The sequence below is a fragment of the Janthinobacterium sp. SUN211 genome (assembly GCF_030587315.1).
Taxonomy (GTDB): Bacteria; Pseudomonadota; Gammaproteobacteria; order Burkholderiales; family Burkholderiaceae_D; genus Janthinobacterium; species Janthinobacterium kumbetense.
Genome location: NZ_JAPWIC010000004.1, coordinates 60,898 through 76,123, shown reverse-complemented (window position 1 = coordinate 76,123; position 15,226 = coordinate 60,898). Strand labels below are relative to the sequence as shown.

General features: G+C 63.5%; 12 protein-coding genes. 10 read left to right on the top strand and 2 right to left on the bottom strand.

The features are described from left to right. Positions 1-16: 16 nt before the first annotated feature. The gene (locus O3301_RS15165; RefSeq protein WP_305056769.1) at positions 17-1,003 is read right to left on the bottom strand and encodes a glycosyltransferase; all 987 of its coding nucleotides are present in this window, start codon (positions 1,001-1,003) and stop codon (positions 17-19) included. Positions 1,004-1,308: 305 nt separating this feature from the next. On the opposite strand from O3301_RS15165, the gene O3301_RS15160 reads away from it, so the two are divergent. The 9 genes from O3301_RS15160 (at position 1,309) to O3301_RS15120 (ending at position 14,048) form a co-directional block, all read left to right on the top strand. Then, complete coding sequence (locus tag O3301_RS15160) at positions 1,309-2,520, top strand: glycosyltransferase (RefSeq protein WP_305056768.1); 1,212 nt, start codon at positions 1,309-1,311, stop codon at positions 2,518-2,520. Between the two features lie 231 nt (positions 2,521-2,751). Further along, positions 2,752-3,786, top strand: coding sequence for a glycosyltransferase family 4 protein (locus O3301_RS15155; protein ID WP_305056767.1), 1,035 nt, complete (start codon positions 2,752-2,754; stop codon positions 3,784-3,786). Between the two features lie 26 nt (positions 3,787-3,812). Further along, positions 3,813-5,681 (top strand): asparagine synthase (glutamine-hydrolyzing), encoded by a 1,869-nt coding sequence (gene asnB / locus O3301_RS15150; RefSeq protein WP_305056766.1) that lies wholly within the window; start codon positions 3,813-3,815, stop codon positions 5,679-5,681. Between the two features lie 7 nt (positions 5,682-5,688). Then, positions 5,689-7,704, top strand: a complete 2,016-nt coding sequence (locus O3301_RS15145; RefSeq protein WP_305056765.1) for an alginate lyase family protein — start codon at positions 5,689-5,691, stop codon at positions 7,702-7,704. Beyond that, positions 7,701-9,011, top strand: a complete 1,311-nt coding sequence (locus O3301_RS15140) for a nucleotide sugar dehydrogenase (protein ID WP_077400992.1) — start codon at positions 7,701-7,703, stop codon at positions 9,009-9,011. Before O3301_RS15145 ends, O3301_RS15140 begins: the two co-directional genes overlap by 4 nt. Next, entirely contained in the window at positions 8,992-10,254 is a 1,263-nt protein-coding gene (locus O3301_RS15135) for a glycosyltransferase family 4 protein (protein ID WP_305056764.1), read from the top strand. The genes O3301_RS15140 and O3301_RS15135 overlap by 20 nt, the downstream gene beginning before the upstream one ends. A gap of 49 nt (positions 10,255-10,303) precedes the next feature. Further along, positions 10,304-11,458, top strand: coding sequence for an NDP-sugar synthase (locus O3301_RS15130; protein WP_289906141.1), 1,155 nt, complete (start codon positions 10,304-10,306; stop codon positions 11,456-11,458). 20 nt (positions 11,459-11,478) lie between these two features. Further along, positions 11,479-12,933 (top strand): mannose-1-phosphate guanylyltransferase/mannose-6-phosphate isomerase, encoded by a 1,455-nt coding sequence (locus tag O3301_RS15125; RefSeq protein WP_305056763.1) that lies wholly within the window; start codon positions 11,479-11,481, stop codon positions 12,931-12,933. Between the two features lie 74 nt (positions 12,934-13,007). After that, on the top strand, positions 13,008-14,048 hold the full coding sequence (locus tag O3301_RS15120) for a TIGR03790 family protein (RefSeq protein ID WP_305056762.1): 1,041 nt from the start codon (positions 13,008-13,010) through the stop codon (positions 14,046-14,048). A 65-nt stretch (positions 14,049-14,113) separates the two neighbouring features. On the opposite strand, the gene O3301_RS15115 is transcribed toward O3301_RS15120, so the two are convergent. After that, positions 14,114-14,836: a PEP-CTERM sorting domain-containing protein gene (locus O3301_RS15115; protein ID WP_251350025.1), complete on the bottom strand. Its 723-nt coding sequence runs from the start codon at positions 14,834-14,836 to the stop codon at positions 14,114-14,116. On the opposite strand from O3301_RS15115, the gene O3301_RS15110 reads away from it, so the two are divergent. Next, positions 14,835-15,161, top strand: coding sequence for a hypothetical protein (locus tag O3301_RS15110; protein WP_305056761.1), 327 nt, complete (start codon positions 14,835-14,837; stop codon positions 15,159-15,161). The genes O3301_RS15115 and O3301_RS15110 overlap by 2 nt on opposite strands. Positions 15,162-15,226: the final 65 nt, after the last annotated feature.

The following is a 15,226-nucleotide window of genomic DNA, read 5'->3' as shown; positions in this document are numbered from 1 at the left end:
TGCGGCAGTGGATTTTTTAATTGGCGAGCAGAAATTGTTCGATTTCCTGGCCCGGTCCGCCGCGCTGCTCCATTTGGGCACAGGCGCGCGACACCTGCGCGGCCAAGCCTGCGCGGAAGGCGTCGTCGGACAGGGCGCGGCGCAAGCCTTCGCGCATGGCGCCGCTGTCGCCGGCGGCAACGAAGCCGGCGTAATCGCGTCCCAGGTACGCTTCGATGGCTTCGTGGCGCGTGGCGATCAGCGGTTTTCCATTGCGCAATACCCGCAGCAGCACGCTCTGGCCACAGGCTTCGCCCTGGCTTTTCAGCGGCATGGCGACCACCCGGCTGCTTGCCAGCAGCTTTTCAAACTGCGCTTCCGGCAAGTCGAGATGGACCGTGGTCTGCGCCGGGTCTTGCGCGGGGATCTGGTTTTGCGCCGACGCCACGATCACCAGGTGCGCTTCCAGCCCGTGCGCCGCATCCAGCAGCAGGTCGTAATCGCGGTTGGAAAAGCCGCCGGAGAAGATGCTGCCGTCATCTTGCCGCTGGGACGCCGTGGTGGCGCCGTCGAGATGCTGGCGCCACAGGTGGAAATGCACGGCGGAGGGTGCGATGCCGACGTTGTCGGTCAGGTTGCGCGTTTCTCCGCTGGAAAAAGTAATGAATTCCAGTCCGGGGAAATTGAGCAGGCGCCAGGCCCGGTTGATCACGTTGCGGGCCCGCGTGCCATGGATGAAACAAGCCATCACCAGCAGGCGCTGCGGGCGCGGTAGCAGACCCAGGCGTATCAGCGCCAGCACGGGCAGCACCTGCCAGCCGACGACCAGCAGGCGGTCTTGCTGGCGCCATAATTTGCGCGTGCGCAACAGCGACGGCGACAGCATGGCGGCCAGAATGGACAGTTTGCTGCGCATGTGCGCCTGCGCGTCCGGCCCGATATGCGTCACGCGCGCGCCGCCCGCCGCCAGATGCTCGACGATGTCGTGGTAGGTTCCCGCTTCCGACAGCAGCACGTGGATCATTGTTGCGCCTTATTAAAAATGAACATTATCACATTAAAACAACAGCCAGGGCCGTTCCGGCGGTCGTTGTCACACAATTAATGATTGGCAATCGACTGCATTATTACAATAGCATTAAAATGGACGTTTACACATTGTTTCAGCGTGAGGCCTGTCATGCTGCGGCCAGCTTGCCGCTCATCAATGGTGCAAGCTTGGTTTGATGCTACTAATGCAATATAATTAATTATTTCGTAAGGGCATGATATGCTTCGGCGCATGGCGTATTGTATCTCCCTCAACCTTTTTTTGCCGTCGAACCGCCTATGTCCTTGAAGATTTTGCAACTGGTGCCGGAAAGCCTGCCCACGTTTCGCCCCGATGTCGCGGTACTGTTCGGCAAGTACCTGCCGCGCCACGGCGTCGAATGCGATATCGTCGGCATGCCGTCGCAACAGCCGCCGCAGGCGCAGGGTTTCCGTTCGGTACGCCACGGGCGTTTCCTGGGCAGCCGCCTGTTGCGCGAACTGGCTTTCCAGTGGCTCTGCCTGCGCGCCCTGGCGGGTGCCCGCCGCGCCGGTTGCGATGCGATCCAGGTGCGCGACATGGTGCCCACGGGCTTGCTCGCCTTGCTGGTGGCGCGCCTGAAGGGCATACCGTTCTATTACTGGGTGTCATACCTGATCAGCGAGGGGCGCATCGAACGGGCGCGCAGCAGCCTGGCGCAGCGCCCCACCTTGCGCGCGCGCCTGGTGCTGTGCAAGGGCTTGCTCGAACAATGGTTGTTGTACCGCATTGTGTTGCCGCGCGCCAATCATGTGTTCGTGCAAAGCGACGCGATGCTGCGCATGATGCAGGCGCGCGGCATCGCGGCGCAGCGCCTCACTGCCGTGCCCATGGGGGTCGACATGGAAGTGTTGCAGGCGCAAGCCATCGCGCCCGTCCGGCCGGAGGGCTGGGAGGCGGTGCCCTTGCTGGCCTACCTGGGCACGCTCGACCAGTCGCGCCAGCTGGAACGCTTGCTGGATGCTTTGCTGATCGTGCGCCAGCGCATCCCCGCAGCCTGTCTGTTGCTGATCGGCGCTTCCGATACGCCATCCGACGTCGATGACTTGCTTGCCTATGCGCAGCGCGCCGGCCTGGCCGGGGCCGTGCGCGTGACGGGCTGGCTGCCCTCGAACCAGGCCTGGCCCCTGCTGGCCGGGGCCGACGCCGCGCTGTCGTATATTCCCCGTGGCGCACTGTTCGACGTCAGCTCGCCCACCAAGCTGCTCGAATACATGGCCTTGCGCATGCCGGCCGTGGGCAATGACAGTCCGGACCAGGCCGAAGTGCTGACGGCCAGCGGCGCAGGTTGGCTGACGGCCAGCGAACCGGCCGCCATGGCCGCGGCGATGGCGACCATCTTGTCCGATGTGCCCGCAGCGCGCGCCCGCGCCCAGGCCGGCGTCGCCTATATCGAGGCGCGGCGCAGCTACCGCGTGCTGGCGCAGGCACTGGCGCAGCGCTACCTGGATCTGGCCGGCGCGCGCCGTTGATGCCCGTGGCTGGAAGCACAGGCAATAAGTTGTTGCCGAACACGTAAACGGCGCTCAGAATGCACCATGGGTGGTGTTCCCTGGAAGAAAATTGTTGTAGATGTTAGCGCAATGCAGCAAATATATTTGTCTTCGCGTCTAAATTACAAAAGTACAACATATAATACCAATATGACTACGATAATGCTGCTAGGACCTGCACTTAATGCGGTGAGCGGGGTAACCACCCATTTGAATCAACTATTTCACAGTTCTTTGTCGCAAGACTACAAGCTGGTGCACTTCCAGGTCGGCAGCGAGGGCCGCAACGAGTCGCGCCTGCACAAGCTGCTGCGTTTCGCCTGGAGCCCTGTGCAGTTCGTGCAGGCCATGCGCAAGCAGCGCCCGCAGATCGTGCATATCAACACGTCCATGGAGTGGCGCAGCTATTGGCGCGACATCGTGTATCTGCTGCTGGCCAAGGCCATGGGCAAGCGCGTCGTGTACCAGGTGCATGGCGGCGCCTTGCCGCAGGTGTTTTTCAACGGCAAGCCATTGCTGACGGGTTTGCTGCGGCGCGTGCTGCGCGCGGCCGATGTGGTGGTGTTGCTGGCGCAATGCGAGCTGCAGGGCTATCGCGATTTCGATCCCGCGCTGGCGCTCGACGTGATACCCAACGCCATCGATGCGGGCAGCGACCCCGGCGACAGGCCGCTCGTGCCGCAGCGTCCTCTGTCACTCGTGTACGTGGGGCGCCTGGCGGAAAGCAAGGGCCTGTTCGACTTGCTCGAAGGGCTGCGCCTGGCGCGCGCCGCAGGCGTGCAAGCCACGCTGGCGCTGGCCGGCAGCGGCCCCCAGGAAGCGGCGCTGCGCGAGCGCGTCGCCGGGCTCGGCTTGCAAGAGGCGGTGCGCTTTCTCGGTCCCGTCTTTGGCGCGGAAAAGGAAGCCGTGTGGCGCCAGGCCGACCTGTTCGGTTTTCCCACTTTGCACCAGGAAGGCTTGCCGTATGCGTTGCTGGAAAGCATGGCCGCGCGCACGCCCGTCCTGGTGTGCCCCGTGGGCGCGATAGCCGACGTGATGCAGGATGGCGTGCATGGCGTGTTCTTGCCGCGGCGCAATCCCCAGGCGCTGGCGGACGCCATCGCGCGCCTCGACGGCGACCGCGCCCTGTTGCAGCGCATGGGGCAAGCTTGCCGCGAGCGCATCGAAAGCGCCTATACGGTCGAGCGCCTGGCGCAGGATTTTCGCCGCGTCTACCGCGCCTTGCTGGCGCCGCCGACAGTCTAGCCGAACCCTTTTTTAAGCGAGCCCATATGTGCGGTATTGCCGGTTTGATCTTCCCCTCGTCCGTCGCCGGCTTGCCCGCGGCGCTCGACGCCATGGGGCGCGCCATCGCGCACCGCGGTCCCGATGACACGGGCGTGCTCAACGCGGCCACGGCCGACGGCGCCTGGCAGCTGGGCTTGCTGCACCGCCGCCTGTCCATCATCGACATCGCCACGGGCCACCAGCCGCTGGGCAATGAAACGGGCGATGTGCAGATCATCTTCAATGGCGAAATCTATAATTTCCAGCCCCTGCGCGACGAATTGATCGCGCTGGGCCACCATTTCCGCACGGCATCCGACACGGAAACCATCGTGCATGCCTACGTGCAATGGGGAGAGGAATGCGTGCAGCATTTCCGCGGCATGTTTGCGTTTGCGATCTGGGATGCGCGCAACGACCGCCTGTTCATGGCGCGCGACCCGTTCGGCAAGAAACCCCTGTTCCTGTGGCAGCACGAGGGAAAACTAGCTTTCGGCTCGGAAATCAAGGCGCTGCTGGCCTTGCCGGACGTGGCGTCGCAAGCGGACGAGGCCGCCATCTGGGATTATTTCGCCTACCGCTACGTGCCGGGCCCGGCCACCTTGTTCCAGGGCATCCGCAAGCTGGCGCCCGGTTCCACGGCCACGTGGGAAAACGGCGTGCTGCGCGAGCGCGTGTATTACACGCCGCCCGACAGCCGGCCCCGCCTGGCGGCCCCGTTGCCGGCCGACCCCGTCGCCACCTTCCTCGACAAGCTCGATGAATCGGTGCGCATCCGCATGATTTCCGACGTGCCCTTCGGCGCCTTCCTGTCCGGCGGCATCGATTCGTCGGCCGTGGTGGCGCTGATGTCGCGCCATGCGGGCGTGCCCGTGAAGACCTTTTCCGTCGGTTTCAAGGAGGGCGGCTTCAGCGAGCTGGCGTACGCGGCCGATATCGCGCGGCAATTTTCCACGGAACACCATGAGCTGGAAGTGTCCGTCGACCAGGTCATCGCCTTGCTGCCCGACCTCGTGCGCTTCCGCGACGCCCCCGTGGCCGAGCCATCCGACATTCCCATCTACCTGCTGGCGAAGGAATCGCGCAAGACGGTCAAGATGGTCTTGACGGGCGAAGGTTCCGATGAAATCCTCGGCGGCTACCCCAAGCACGTGTACGAGCGCTATGCGGGCAACTACCAGATGCTGCCGGGCCTGCTGCGCCGGGGCTTGATCGAGCCGGCCATCGGCGCCTTGCCGTATCGTTTCCGCCGCGCCAAGACGGCCATCGTCAACCTGGGCCTGGAAGCGTTCCACGAACGCATGCCGCGCTGGTTCGGCATGATGTCCGACCAGGAACGCGCGCGCCTGGTGGCCATGCCGGCGCCGGCGCGCCAGCGCGATCCTTCGCTGGGCTGCGGCAGCGCCGGCAACAGCGCCTTGCGCCGCATCCTGTGCTTCGACCAGCTGAGCTGGCTGCCCGACAACCTGCTGGAGCGGGGCGACCGCATGACCATGGCCGCGTCGCTGGAAGCGCGCATGCCCTTCATGGACCACGAACTGGCGGCCTATGTGTCGAGCCTGCCGGACGAGTACCGCGTGCGCGGCCGCACCACCAAGTGGATCTTGCGCGAAGCCATGAAGCAACTGCTGCCGCAAGCCATACTGGAACGGCCGAAAGTGGGCTTCCGCGTGCCCGTCAACGAGTGGTTCCGCGGCCCCATGAAGGATTACCTGTACGAACACTTGACGGGCGCCGAGTCGCGCACGCGCCACTATTACCATACACAAGCCCTGCAGCAGGTGCTGGCCGAGCACGTGGCCGGACGGCAAAACCACGAGAAACTGCTGTGGAGCTTGCTCACCCTGGAAATCTGGCACCGCCAGTATCTGTGAGACGTCCATGCTGAGCAACCTGTCCTGGAAACTGAACCGCTTGCGCGCCATGGGGGCGCCCGAGGTGGCGCATCGCGTGCGTGATGCCTTGCAGCAACGGCTGCAGGCGCGCGGCTACGGCCTGGCGCATGTGCCGCCGCCCGCCGTGCGCCAGCGTTTCGGCGCGCCCTGGCTGGGCATGCCCATCGACACGGCGCCGCACCTGGCGGCGGCCGAACGCATCCTCGCGGGCCGCTTCGATGTGTTCGCCCTGCGCGATGCGGAGCTGGGTTTCCCGCCGCAATGGAACCGCGATCCGAAGACGGGCACCGTCGTGCCCTTGGATTTTGGCAAGACGCTCAATTACCGCGACGAAACCGTGGTGGGCGATATCAAATGCCTGTGGGAACCGAACCGCCACCTGGCCGTGGCCGACCTGGCGATGGCCTACCGTCTCGGCGGCGACTTGCGCTATGCGCAAGGTGTACAAGTCTTGCTTGAATCGTGGTGGCAGCAATGTCCGTATCCGCTGGGGCCGAACTGGAGCAGCGCGCTGGAGCTGGCCTTGCGCCTGGTCAGCTGGTCGCATGCGTGGCACTTGCTCGGAGGCATTAACAGCCCCCTGTTCCAGGGCGCGCAGGGGCAAGCCTTCCTGCAGCGCTGGCTCGACAGCATCTACCAGCATTGCCACTTCATCGCCGGACACTTTTCGCGCCACTCGTCGGCCAACAACCACCTGTTTGGCGAATTGACGGGCTTGCATATCGCCGCACTCACGTGGCCTTGCTGGCCGGAAAGTGCCGGCTGGCTGGCGCAGACGGAACGCGAGCTGGAAGCGCAGGCGCTGCAGCAGAATGGCCCCGATGGCGTGAACCGCGAGCAAGCCATTTATTACCAGCACACGGTGGCCGATGAAATGCTGCTGTGCGTACTGGCGGGCCGCGCCAATGGCCGCCCCCGCTCGGCCGCCTTTTTGCGGCGCCTGGAAGCCATGCTGGAATTTATCGCCGCCATGACGAACGTGGCGGGCGAGGTGCCGATGCTCGGCGACGCCGACGACGCGCTGCTGGCGCACTGGGACAAGGCACCGGGCGCCAATCCCTATGCGTCGCTGCTGGCCAGCGGCGCGGCCCTGTTCGGCCGCGCGGACTTCAAGGCCAAGGCGCGCACGTTCGACGAGAAAAGCGCCTGGCTGCTGGGCGAGGCGGGAAGCCAGGCGTTTGACGCCTTGCCGGACGCTGCGCCCGATACCTTGCCGCGCGCCTTCCCCGATGGCGGCTATTACGTGATGGGCGCCGGCTTTGGCACGCCCGATGAAGTGCGCCTGATTGCCGATGCCGGCCCGCTGGGCTACCTGGGCATCGCCGCGCACGGCCACGCCGATGCGCTGGCGCTGACCTTGTCCGTGGCGGGCCAGATGGTGCTGGTCGATCCGGGCACCTATGCCTACCATACGCAAAAGCAGTGGCGCGATTATTTCCGTGGCACCAGCGCGCACAACACCGTGCGCATCGATGGCCGCGACCAGTCCGAGTCGGGCGGCAACTTCCTTTGGCTGCGCAAGGCCAGGGCCGAGTGCCTGGCGTGGCGTGACGATGCCGATGGGCAATTCTGGAGCGCCAGCCATGACGGCTACCTGGGCTTGAAAGATGGCGTGCTGCACCGGCGCGACGTGCGCGTGGCGCCCGGCGCCGCGCTGATCGTGGTCGATGACGTGCTCGAATGCCAGGACGCGCATGAGGTGGAATTGTTCTGGCACGTCGATCCCCGCTGCCGCGTGCAGCTGGACGGCCAGGTGCTGCGCGTGGCGGGCGACGCCTTCGCGCTGGAGATGCATTTACCGCCGTTGCCGGATGCTTCCGTGCAACTGGTATGCGGCAGCGATCATCCGCCGCTGGGCTGGATTTCGCACCGCTTCGATGAAAAACAGGCTGCGCCTGTGTTGGTCTGGCGCGGGCGGCTGCAAGGCGCAGCCACCTTGCGCACAGAGTTTCACCTGAGTTTGGCTACCCCTGATCTGTCAGAAAATACGAGGAAAACATGAAAATTAGCATATTTGGTTTGGGTTATGTGGGTGCCGTCTCGGCTGGTTGCCTGGCAACGGATGGACACGAAGTGATCGGCGTCGATCCAAACAGGACCAAGGTGGAACTGATCAACCAGGGCACCACGCCCATCATTGAAAAAGACATCGGCGAAATGATCGCCGCCACCGTGAAGAGCGGCCATTTGCGCGCCACGTTCGACGTGCGCGACGCCGTCTTCGGTTCGGACATGTCGCTCATCTGCGTGGGCACGCCGTCGCAGCTCAATGGCAACCTGGACCTGAGCCACGTGCGCAAGGTGTGCCAGGAAATCGGCGCCGCCATCCGTGAAAAGGATACCTTCCACGTCGTCGTGGCGCGCTCGACCATGCTGCCCGGCTCCATGCGTTCGCTCGTCATCCCGACTCTGGAAGCGGCGTCGGGCAAGGTGGCCGGCGTTGATTTCGGCGTGTGCAACAACCCGGAATTCTTGCGCGAAGGCACGGCCGTCTACGATTACTACAATCCGCCGAAGACGGTGATCGGCGAATCCGACGAAAAGGCCGGCGCGCTGCTGGTGCAGCTGTATGAAAAGATGGATGCGCCGCTGGTGCGCACGGACGTGGAAACGGCCGAGATGGTCAAGTACACGGACAACACCTGGCACGCCGTGAAAGTGGCGTTCGCGAATGAAATCGGCAACATCTGCAAGGCCGTCGGCATCGATGGCCACAAGGTGATGGAAATTTTCTGCCAGGACACCAAGCTGAACCTGTCGCCGTACTACATGAAGCCGGGCTTTGCCTTCGGCGGCTCGTGCCTGCCGAAAGACGTGCGCGCGCTGACCTACAAGGCCCGCAGCCTGGACCTCGATTTGCCCTTGCTGAACTCTATCCTGCCGTCGAACCAGCGGCAAGTGGAAAAGGGCATCAAGATGATCGTCGACAAAGGTGCGCGCAAGGTGGGCATCCTGGGCTTCTCGTTCAAGGCCGGTACGGATGACTTGCGCGAGTCGCCGCTGGTCGATGTCATCGAGTATCTGCTGGGCAAGGGCTACGAGCTGAAGCTGTACGACAAGAACGTCAACCTGGCCGCCTTGACGGGCGCCAACCAGGATTACATCCTCAATCACATCCCGCACATTTCCAAGCTGATGGTGACGAACATGCAGGACGTGCTCGATTTTGCCGACACCATCGTCATCGGCAATGGCGCGGCCGAATTCAAGACCGTGCCGGCCAGCCTGCAGCCGCACCAGCATATCGTCGACCTGGTGCGCATCAGCAAAGAACAAAGTGGAGAGCAATATGACGGCATCTGCTGGTAACACCGTGGCAGGACAGCCGCGCCGGGTGCTGATCCTGGTGGAAAACCTGCCGTCGCCGTTCGACCGGCGCGTGTGGCAGGAAGCGACCACCCTGCATGCGAACGGCTATGAAGTGTCGATCATCTGTCCGACGGGCAAGGGCTACGAGTCGCGCTATGAAGCCATCGACGGCATCCATATCTACCGCTACCACTTGCCGCTGGAAGCGGAAGGGGCGAAGGGTTACCTGGTCGAGTATTCGCTGGCCCTGTTCCACACTTTCCGCCTGGCATGGAAAGTGCATTTCGTGCGCGGTTTCGACGTCATCCACGCCTGCAATCCGCCCGATCTGCTGTTCCTCATCGGCGGCTTCTTCAAGTTGACGATGGGCAAGCGTTTCCTGTTCGACCACCATGACATCAATCCGGAGCTGTACGAAGCCAAGTTCGGCCGACGCGATTTCTTTTACAAACTGATGGTGTTGTTCGAACGCTGGTCGTTCCAGAGCGCCGACGTGTCGATCGCCACCAACGAGTCGTACAAGAAGATCGCCATCGAGCGGGGCGGCATGAAGCCCGAGGATGTCTACGTGGTGCGCAGCGGACCCAAGCTGGACCGCCTGCGCGTGCTGCCGCCCGTGGCGGAACTCAAGAAGGGCCGCGCCTACCTGGTCGGCTACGTGGGGGTGATGGGTGCGCAGGAAGGCATTGACCTGCTGCTGCAGGCGGCGCAATACATCGTGCAAACCCTGAAGCGCGAAGATGTGCAGTTCGGCCTGGTGGGCGGCGGCACTTCGCTGGAACAGATGAAGCAGATGGCGCAGGACCTGGGCATTGCCGACTACGTGACGTTTACGGGGCGCGTGCCGGACCAGCAATTGCTGGAAATGCTCAATACGTCCGATGTGTGCGTGAATCCGGACGTGGCCAACGACATGAACGACAAGTCGACCATGAACAAGATCATGGAATACATGGCGCTGGGCAAACCGATCGTGCAGTTTGATCTGGTCGAGGGCAAGGTTTCCGCGCAGCAGGCATCCTTGTATGCATTGAAGAACGATCCCATCGACATGGCGCGCAAGATCGTCGAATTGCTGGACGACCCGGCCCGCCGCGAGCAGATGGGGGCGTTTGGCCGCCATCGCGTGATCAACGAACTGGAGTGGGAATATGAAGCGCCGAAGCTGCTGGCTGCCTATGCGCGCCTGTTTCCCGCCGCCGCGCCCGCCGCTCCCGTGACCTTGAGCAAGGATGGCCGCTGAAGTGCGCCGCCTGGCCAGCCATCCCCAACCCTGATGGAGCAGTTTGACGATGAAAGCGATGATATTGGCAGCAGGCAAGGGCACGCGCGTGCAGCCCCTGACCTATGATTTGCCCAAGCCGATGATCCCCATCCTGGGCAAACCCGTGATGGCTTACCTGGTGGAACACCTGGCGCAGCATGGCGTGACCGACATCATGGTCAACGTCAGTTACCTGCATGAAAAGATCGAGGAGTATTTCGGCGAAGGCCACCAGTTCGGCGTGCGCATCGGCTATTCCTTCGAAGGCTATACGAACGATGCGGGCGAGGTCGTGCCGCAACCGCTCGGCTCGGCTGGGGGCATGAAGAAGATCCAGGAGTTCGGCGGCTTTTTCGACGATACGACGATCGTGCTGTGCGGCGACGCCTTGATCGACCTCGACCTGGAAGCGGCCCTGCGCGAGCACCGCAGCAAGGGCGCGCTGGCGTCCGTCATCACCCTGGAAGTGCCATGGGACAAGGTGTCGAGCTATGGCGTGGTGGTTAGCGATGCCGACGGGCGCGTGCGCGCCTTCCAGGAAAAGCCGGCGCAGGCCGATGCGCTGTCCAATTGCGTCAGCACCGGCATCTACCTGTTCGAGCCGGCCGTGCTGGACCTGATTCCCGCCGGCCAGCCCTTCGATATCGGCTCGGAACTGTTTCCCCTGCTGGTCGCGCAAGGCTTGCCCTTCCATGCGCAAAAACGCCAGTACAACTGGATCGACATCGGCAGCATCAAGGATTACTGGGAAGTGCTGCAAAGCGTGCTGATGGGAAAAGTAGCCCATTTGCACGTGCCTGGCACCCAGATCGCCGATGGCGTGTGGGCCGGCCTGAACACGAGCATCGACTGGAGCGGCGGCACGCGCATCGAAGGCCCCGTCTACATCGGCTCGGGTTGCCGCATCGAAGCGGGCACGACCATCATCGGGCCGGCCTGGATCGGCCATGGCAGCCACGTCTGCGGCGGCGCCGAAGTGGTGCGCAGCGTGCTGTTCGAGTACACGCGCGTGCTGCCTGGCGTGGTGCTTGATGAAATGATCGTCTTCAAGGATTATAGTGTCGACCGTGCCGGCCAGATGCGCCATGTCTCCGACTATGAAAAAGATGCCTGGGGCAATGCGCGCGACCGGCGCAGCCTGCGCCGCGACGAAACGCCGCCGGCCCTGTATGCTGCCCAATAAACTGTTTGCGAAGTGAAACCATGAAAATTTATCCAGTCATCCTGTCCGGCGGTTCGGGCACCCGTTTATGGCCGCTGTCGCGCGCCGTGTTGCCCAAGCAACTGTTACCGCTGGTAACGGACAAGACCATGTTGCAGGAAACGGCGTTGCGCGTGACCAGCCTGCCCAACCGCCGTGCCGGCGATAGCGGACTGGCCGGTTTCGACGTCATGCCGCCGCTGGTGGTGTGCGGCAACGAGCACCGCTTCATGGTGGCCGAGCAATTGCGCGAGATCGGCTTGCCGCCGCTGGGCATCTTGCTTGAGCCCGTGGGGCGCAATACGGCGCCGGCCGTGGCCGTGGCCGCGCAATTCCTGCTGGCCATCGACCCGCAGGCGCTGATGCTGGTCTTGCCGGCCGACCATGTCATCACCGACGTGGCCGCGTTTCACCAGGCGATCGCCGAGGCGGCGCTGCTGGCGGCCGATGGCGCGCTGGCCACCTTCGGCATCGTGCCGACGGCGCCGGAAACGGGCTATGGCTACATCCGCAGCGGCGCACCCGTCAATCCGGGCGCCGCGGGCTGCAAGGTCGAGCGTTTCGTGGAAAAGCCGGACCTGGCCACGGCGCAGTCGTTCCTTGCTGCCGGTAATTATTTCTGGAACAGCGGCATGTTCATGTTCCGCGCCGAACGCTATCTGGGCGAACTGGGGCAATTCCAGCCCGCCATGCTGGCCGCCAGCGAAACGGCCGTGCGCGACGGCTACCGCGACCTCGATTTCTGCCGCCTGCAAGAGCAGGCCTTTGCCGCCTGCCCGTCCGATTCGATCGACTATGCCGTCATGGAGCATACGGCGCATGCGGTGGTGTTGCCGGCCGCCATAGGCTGGAGCGATGTCGGTTCCTGGTCGGCCCTGTGGGAAGTGCAGCAGGGCGATACCAACGGCAACGTGGTGCGCGGCGACGTGTACCTCGATGGCGTGAGCAATTGCCTGGTGCGCGCCGAGCGCCGCATGGTGGCCGTGCTGGGCGTACAGGACCTGGTCGTGGTGGAAACGGACGATGCGGTATTGATCGCGCACAAGGACCAAGTACAGCGCGTGAAGCAGGTGGTCGACCACTTGAAGCAGGCGGGACGCAGCGAACACGTGCAGCACCGCAAGGTGTACCGCCCGTGGGGCAGTTATGAAGGCATCGATATCGGCGAGCGCTTCCAGGTCAAGCGCATCACCGTCAATCCGGGCGGCAAGCTGTCCCTGCAGATGCACCATCACCGCGCCGAACACTGGGTGGTGGTCAGCGGCACGGCGCAAGTCACGTGCGGCGAGAAGGTGACCTTGCTGACGGAAAACGAATCGACGTATATCCCCATCGGCATGACGCACCGCCTGGAAAACCCGGGCAAGCTGCCCTTGCACCTGATCGAAGTGCAGTCGGGCAGCTACCTGGGCGAAGACGACATCGTGCGCCTGGAGGATGTCTACCAGCGCGCCTGATGGCGTTCTCATCACAGGGCAGCCGCGCCCCTGGCCGGCTGCCTCCGATCCCTCACTTACCGGTGTACCGACCCTTGCGCAACTTCCTTTGTCTTTCGCTGGCGCTGGCCGCCGGCGCCGCCCATGCCGACGCGCCAGCCGCCGCTGCCGCAGCCGCAGCGCCGCCCGGCTTGCAGGCGTCGCAGCTGGCCATCGTCATCAACGACGCCGAACCCAACAGTGTCGAGGTGGGCGAGTATTACCTCAAGGCGCACGGCATTCCTGCCGCGAATGTGGCGCACGTGAATATTCCCAACCGCCCCCGCAAGCTCAGCATCGACCAGTTCGCGCAGTTGAAGGAGCGCATCAATGCGCAGCTGAAACCCGAGATCCAGGCCGTGCTGATGGTGTGGAGCGCGCCGTATGCCGTCGAATGCAATGCCATCACCGCCGCCTTCACCCTCGGTTATGACGGGGATCAATGCGCGAAGACCTGCGATCCCGGCAAGCCCAGCAAGTATTTCAACAGTGAGGCGGCGCAACCCTACACGCAGCTGGGCTTGCGCCTGTCGATGCTGCTGCCTGTCGATTTCGTGGAAGAGGCCAAGGCCGTGGTGGACCGTGGCGCCGTCAGCGGCTTTTCCGTGCCGGCCGCCAGCGCCTATTATTTGACCACCAGCGACGCGGTGCGCAACAGCCGGGCCGGTTTCTTTCCACCCGCCGGCGTCGTGCGCCAGCGCAAGCTGACCGTCAAGAACCTCAAGGCGGACAGCCTGGAAGGGGCGCAAGACATCATGGTGTACCAGACGGGGCAGGCCAAGGTGGCCAAGCTGGAAACCCTGCATTTCCTGCCCGGCGCCCTGGCCGACCACCTGACCTCGTTTGGCGGCGACTTGCAGGGCAGTAGCCAGATGAGCAGCCAGCGCTGGCTGGAGGCGGGCGCGACGGCCAGCTATGGCACCGTCAGCGAACCGTGCAGTTATTGGCAAAAGTTTCCCAATCCGACCGTGCTGCTGCGCCGCTACCTGTCCGGCAGCACGGCGCTGGAAGCGTACTGGGGCAGCGTGCTGTGGCCGGCTCAGGGCCTGTTCATCGGCGATCCGCTGGCGGCGCCGTATGCGGGTTTCCGGCGCTGAAACCGGATTTTTCCAGACAGTAAAAAAGGCCCTCGCGGGCCTTTTTTCATGGTGCTGCGTGACGGTTACTTGCTTTTGCGGCGGCGCGCCAGGGCGACGAGGCCCAGTCCGGCCAGCAGCATGGCATAGGTTTCCGGTTCCGGCACGGCCGGGATTTCCGGCGTCACGGGGAGGATGCTGCCGCCCGTGAAGCCGCCACCCGAACCGCCGCCGCCGACACCGTTGCTGCCTGTGGGCAAGTTTTCGCCCAGCGACGACGAAACGATCAAGGGCGCCTGGGTGTCGCCGCTGCGGGCCTGATACGAACGGCCCGGGCCACGGTAGCCGGCCGCGTCATCGAAAGGACGGTTTTCTTCGGCGGCCACGAAGTCGCGCGTGATAAAGCTGAAGTCGCGGTCGTCGCTGGCACGCACCTTGCGCGGTTCGCCGGCACCGGCACCGTCAGGCAACTGGCGCGCGGTCAGGCGGTGATTATTCTCGGCCGATGACGAATTGCGGAATTCCTGGTCGGACACGATGCCGTCAAATTCCGGCGTCTTGTTCGAGCCGTCGTTGGTGCGCGTGCCGGAGCCGATGAAGCCATTGGCCAGGCTGCAAGCGCTGTAGGTGCCGTCCAGGTTGGCGTCTTTCGTATTGCCATTCGCCGATTGCGTGCTGGCCTGGCAATTCTTTTCATTCTTTTGCGCAGGCGCGGCCGTTTGTGCCTGGGCGCTGGCGCCGAAGAACATCAAGGCCGCGGCCAGCAGCAAGGGACGGGAAGAGGCTGGCGTGAAAATTGGTGTTGGCATGATCGATCTCTCAAAAGGCATGGAAGGGTGCGCCGCCGGGCGCGTGTGTCCGCATGCGATTGTTGCCGCTCCCGTCCAGGCTACTGTTGCGAGCAAGGCAGGGAGTGCGTTTCAAGGTCAGGCATGGATGGGGCCTGCACTACTGGGTCTGGTGTTGCCATTCAATTTCTTATCAGGAACTAAACTTATTTGTTTGAATTATATCATATTGTGCAGCGGCATAACGACCTGGCTTGCTTTGTACAGCCTGGCGTTGTTGAAAGGATACTTTCGGCAGGCGGCCGCCAGCCTGGATCCGCGTTGCGCATTACTCCGTTCAGCTTAATGAAATGTCATCAACTCGTCATGCACACTGTTTAGTATGCAAATCATAAGTTCGTCATCATTTTG

Excerpts from the sequence above, each read along its gene's own strand:
- O3301_RS15145 (WP_305056765.1), top strand. The coding sequence starts at position 5,689 with ATGCTGAGCAACCTGTCCTGGAAACTGAACCGCTTGCGCGCCATGGGG.
- O3301_RS15115 (WP_251350025.1), bottom strand. The coding sequence starts at position 14,836 with ATGCCAACACCAATTTTCACGCCAGCCTCTTCCCGTCCCTTGCTGCTG.
- O3301_RS15165 (WP_305056769.1), bottom strand. The coding sequence starts at position 1,003 with ATGATCCACGTGCTGCTGTCGGAAGCGGGAACCTACCACGACATCGTC.
- asnB (WP_305056766.1), top strand. The coding sequence starts at position 3,813 with ATGTGCGGTATTGCCGGTTTGATCTTCCCCTCGTCCGTCGCCGGCTTG.
- O3301_RS15160 (WP_305056768.1), top strand. The coding sequence starts at position 1,309 with ATGTCCTTGAAGATTTTGCAACTGGTGCCGGAAAGCCTGCCCACGTTT.
- O3301_RS15135 (WP_305056764.1), top strand. The coding sequence starts at position 8,992 with ATGACGGCATCTGCTGGTAACACCGTGGCAGGACAGCCGCGCCGGGTG.
- O3301_RS15130 (WP_289906141.1), top strand. The coding sequence starts at position 10,304 with ATGAAAGCGATGATATTGGCAGCAGGCAAGGGCACGCGCGTGCAGCCC.
- O3301_RS15110 (WP_305056761.1), top strand. The coding sequence starts at position 14,835 with ATGATCGATCTCTCAAAAGGCATGGAAGGGTGCGCCGCCGGGCGCGTG.
- O3301_RS15140 (WP_077400992.1), top strand. The coding sequence starts at position 7,701 with ATGAAAATTAGCATATTTGGTTTGGGTTATGTGGGTGCCGTCTCGGCT.
- O3301_RS15125 (WP_305056763.1), top strand. The coding sequence starts at position 11,479 with ATGAAAATTTATCCAGTCATCCTGTCCGGCGGTTCGGGCACCCGTTTA.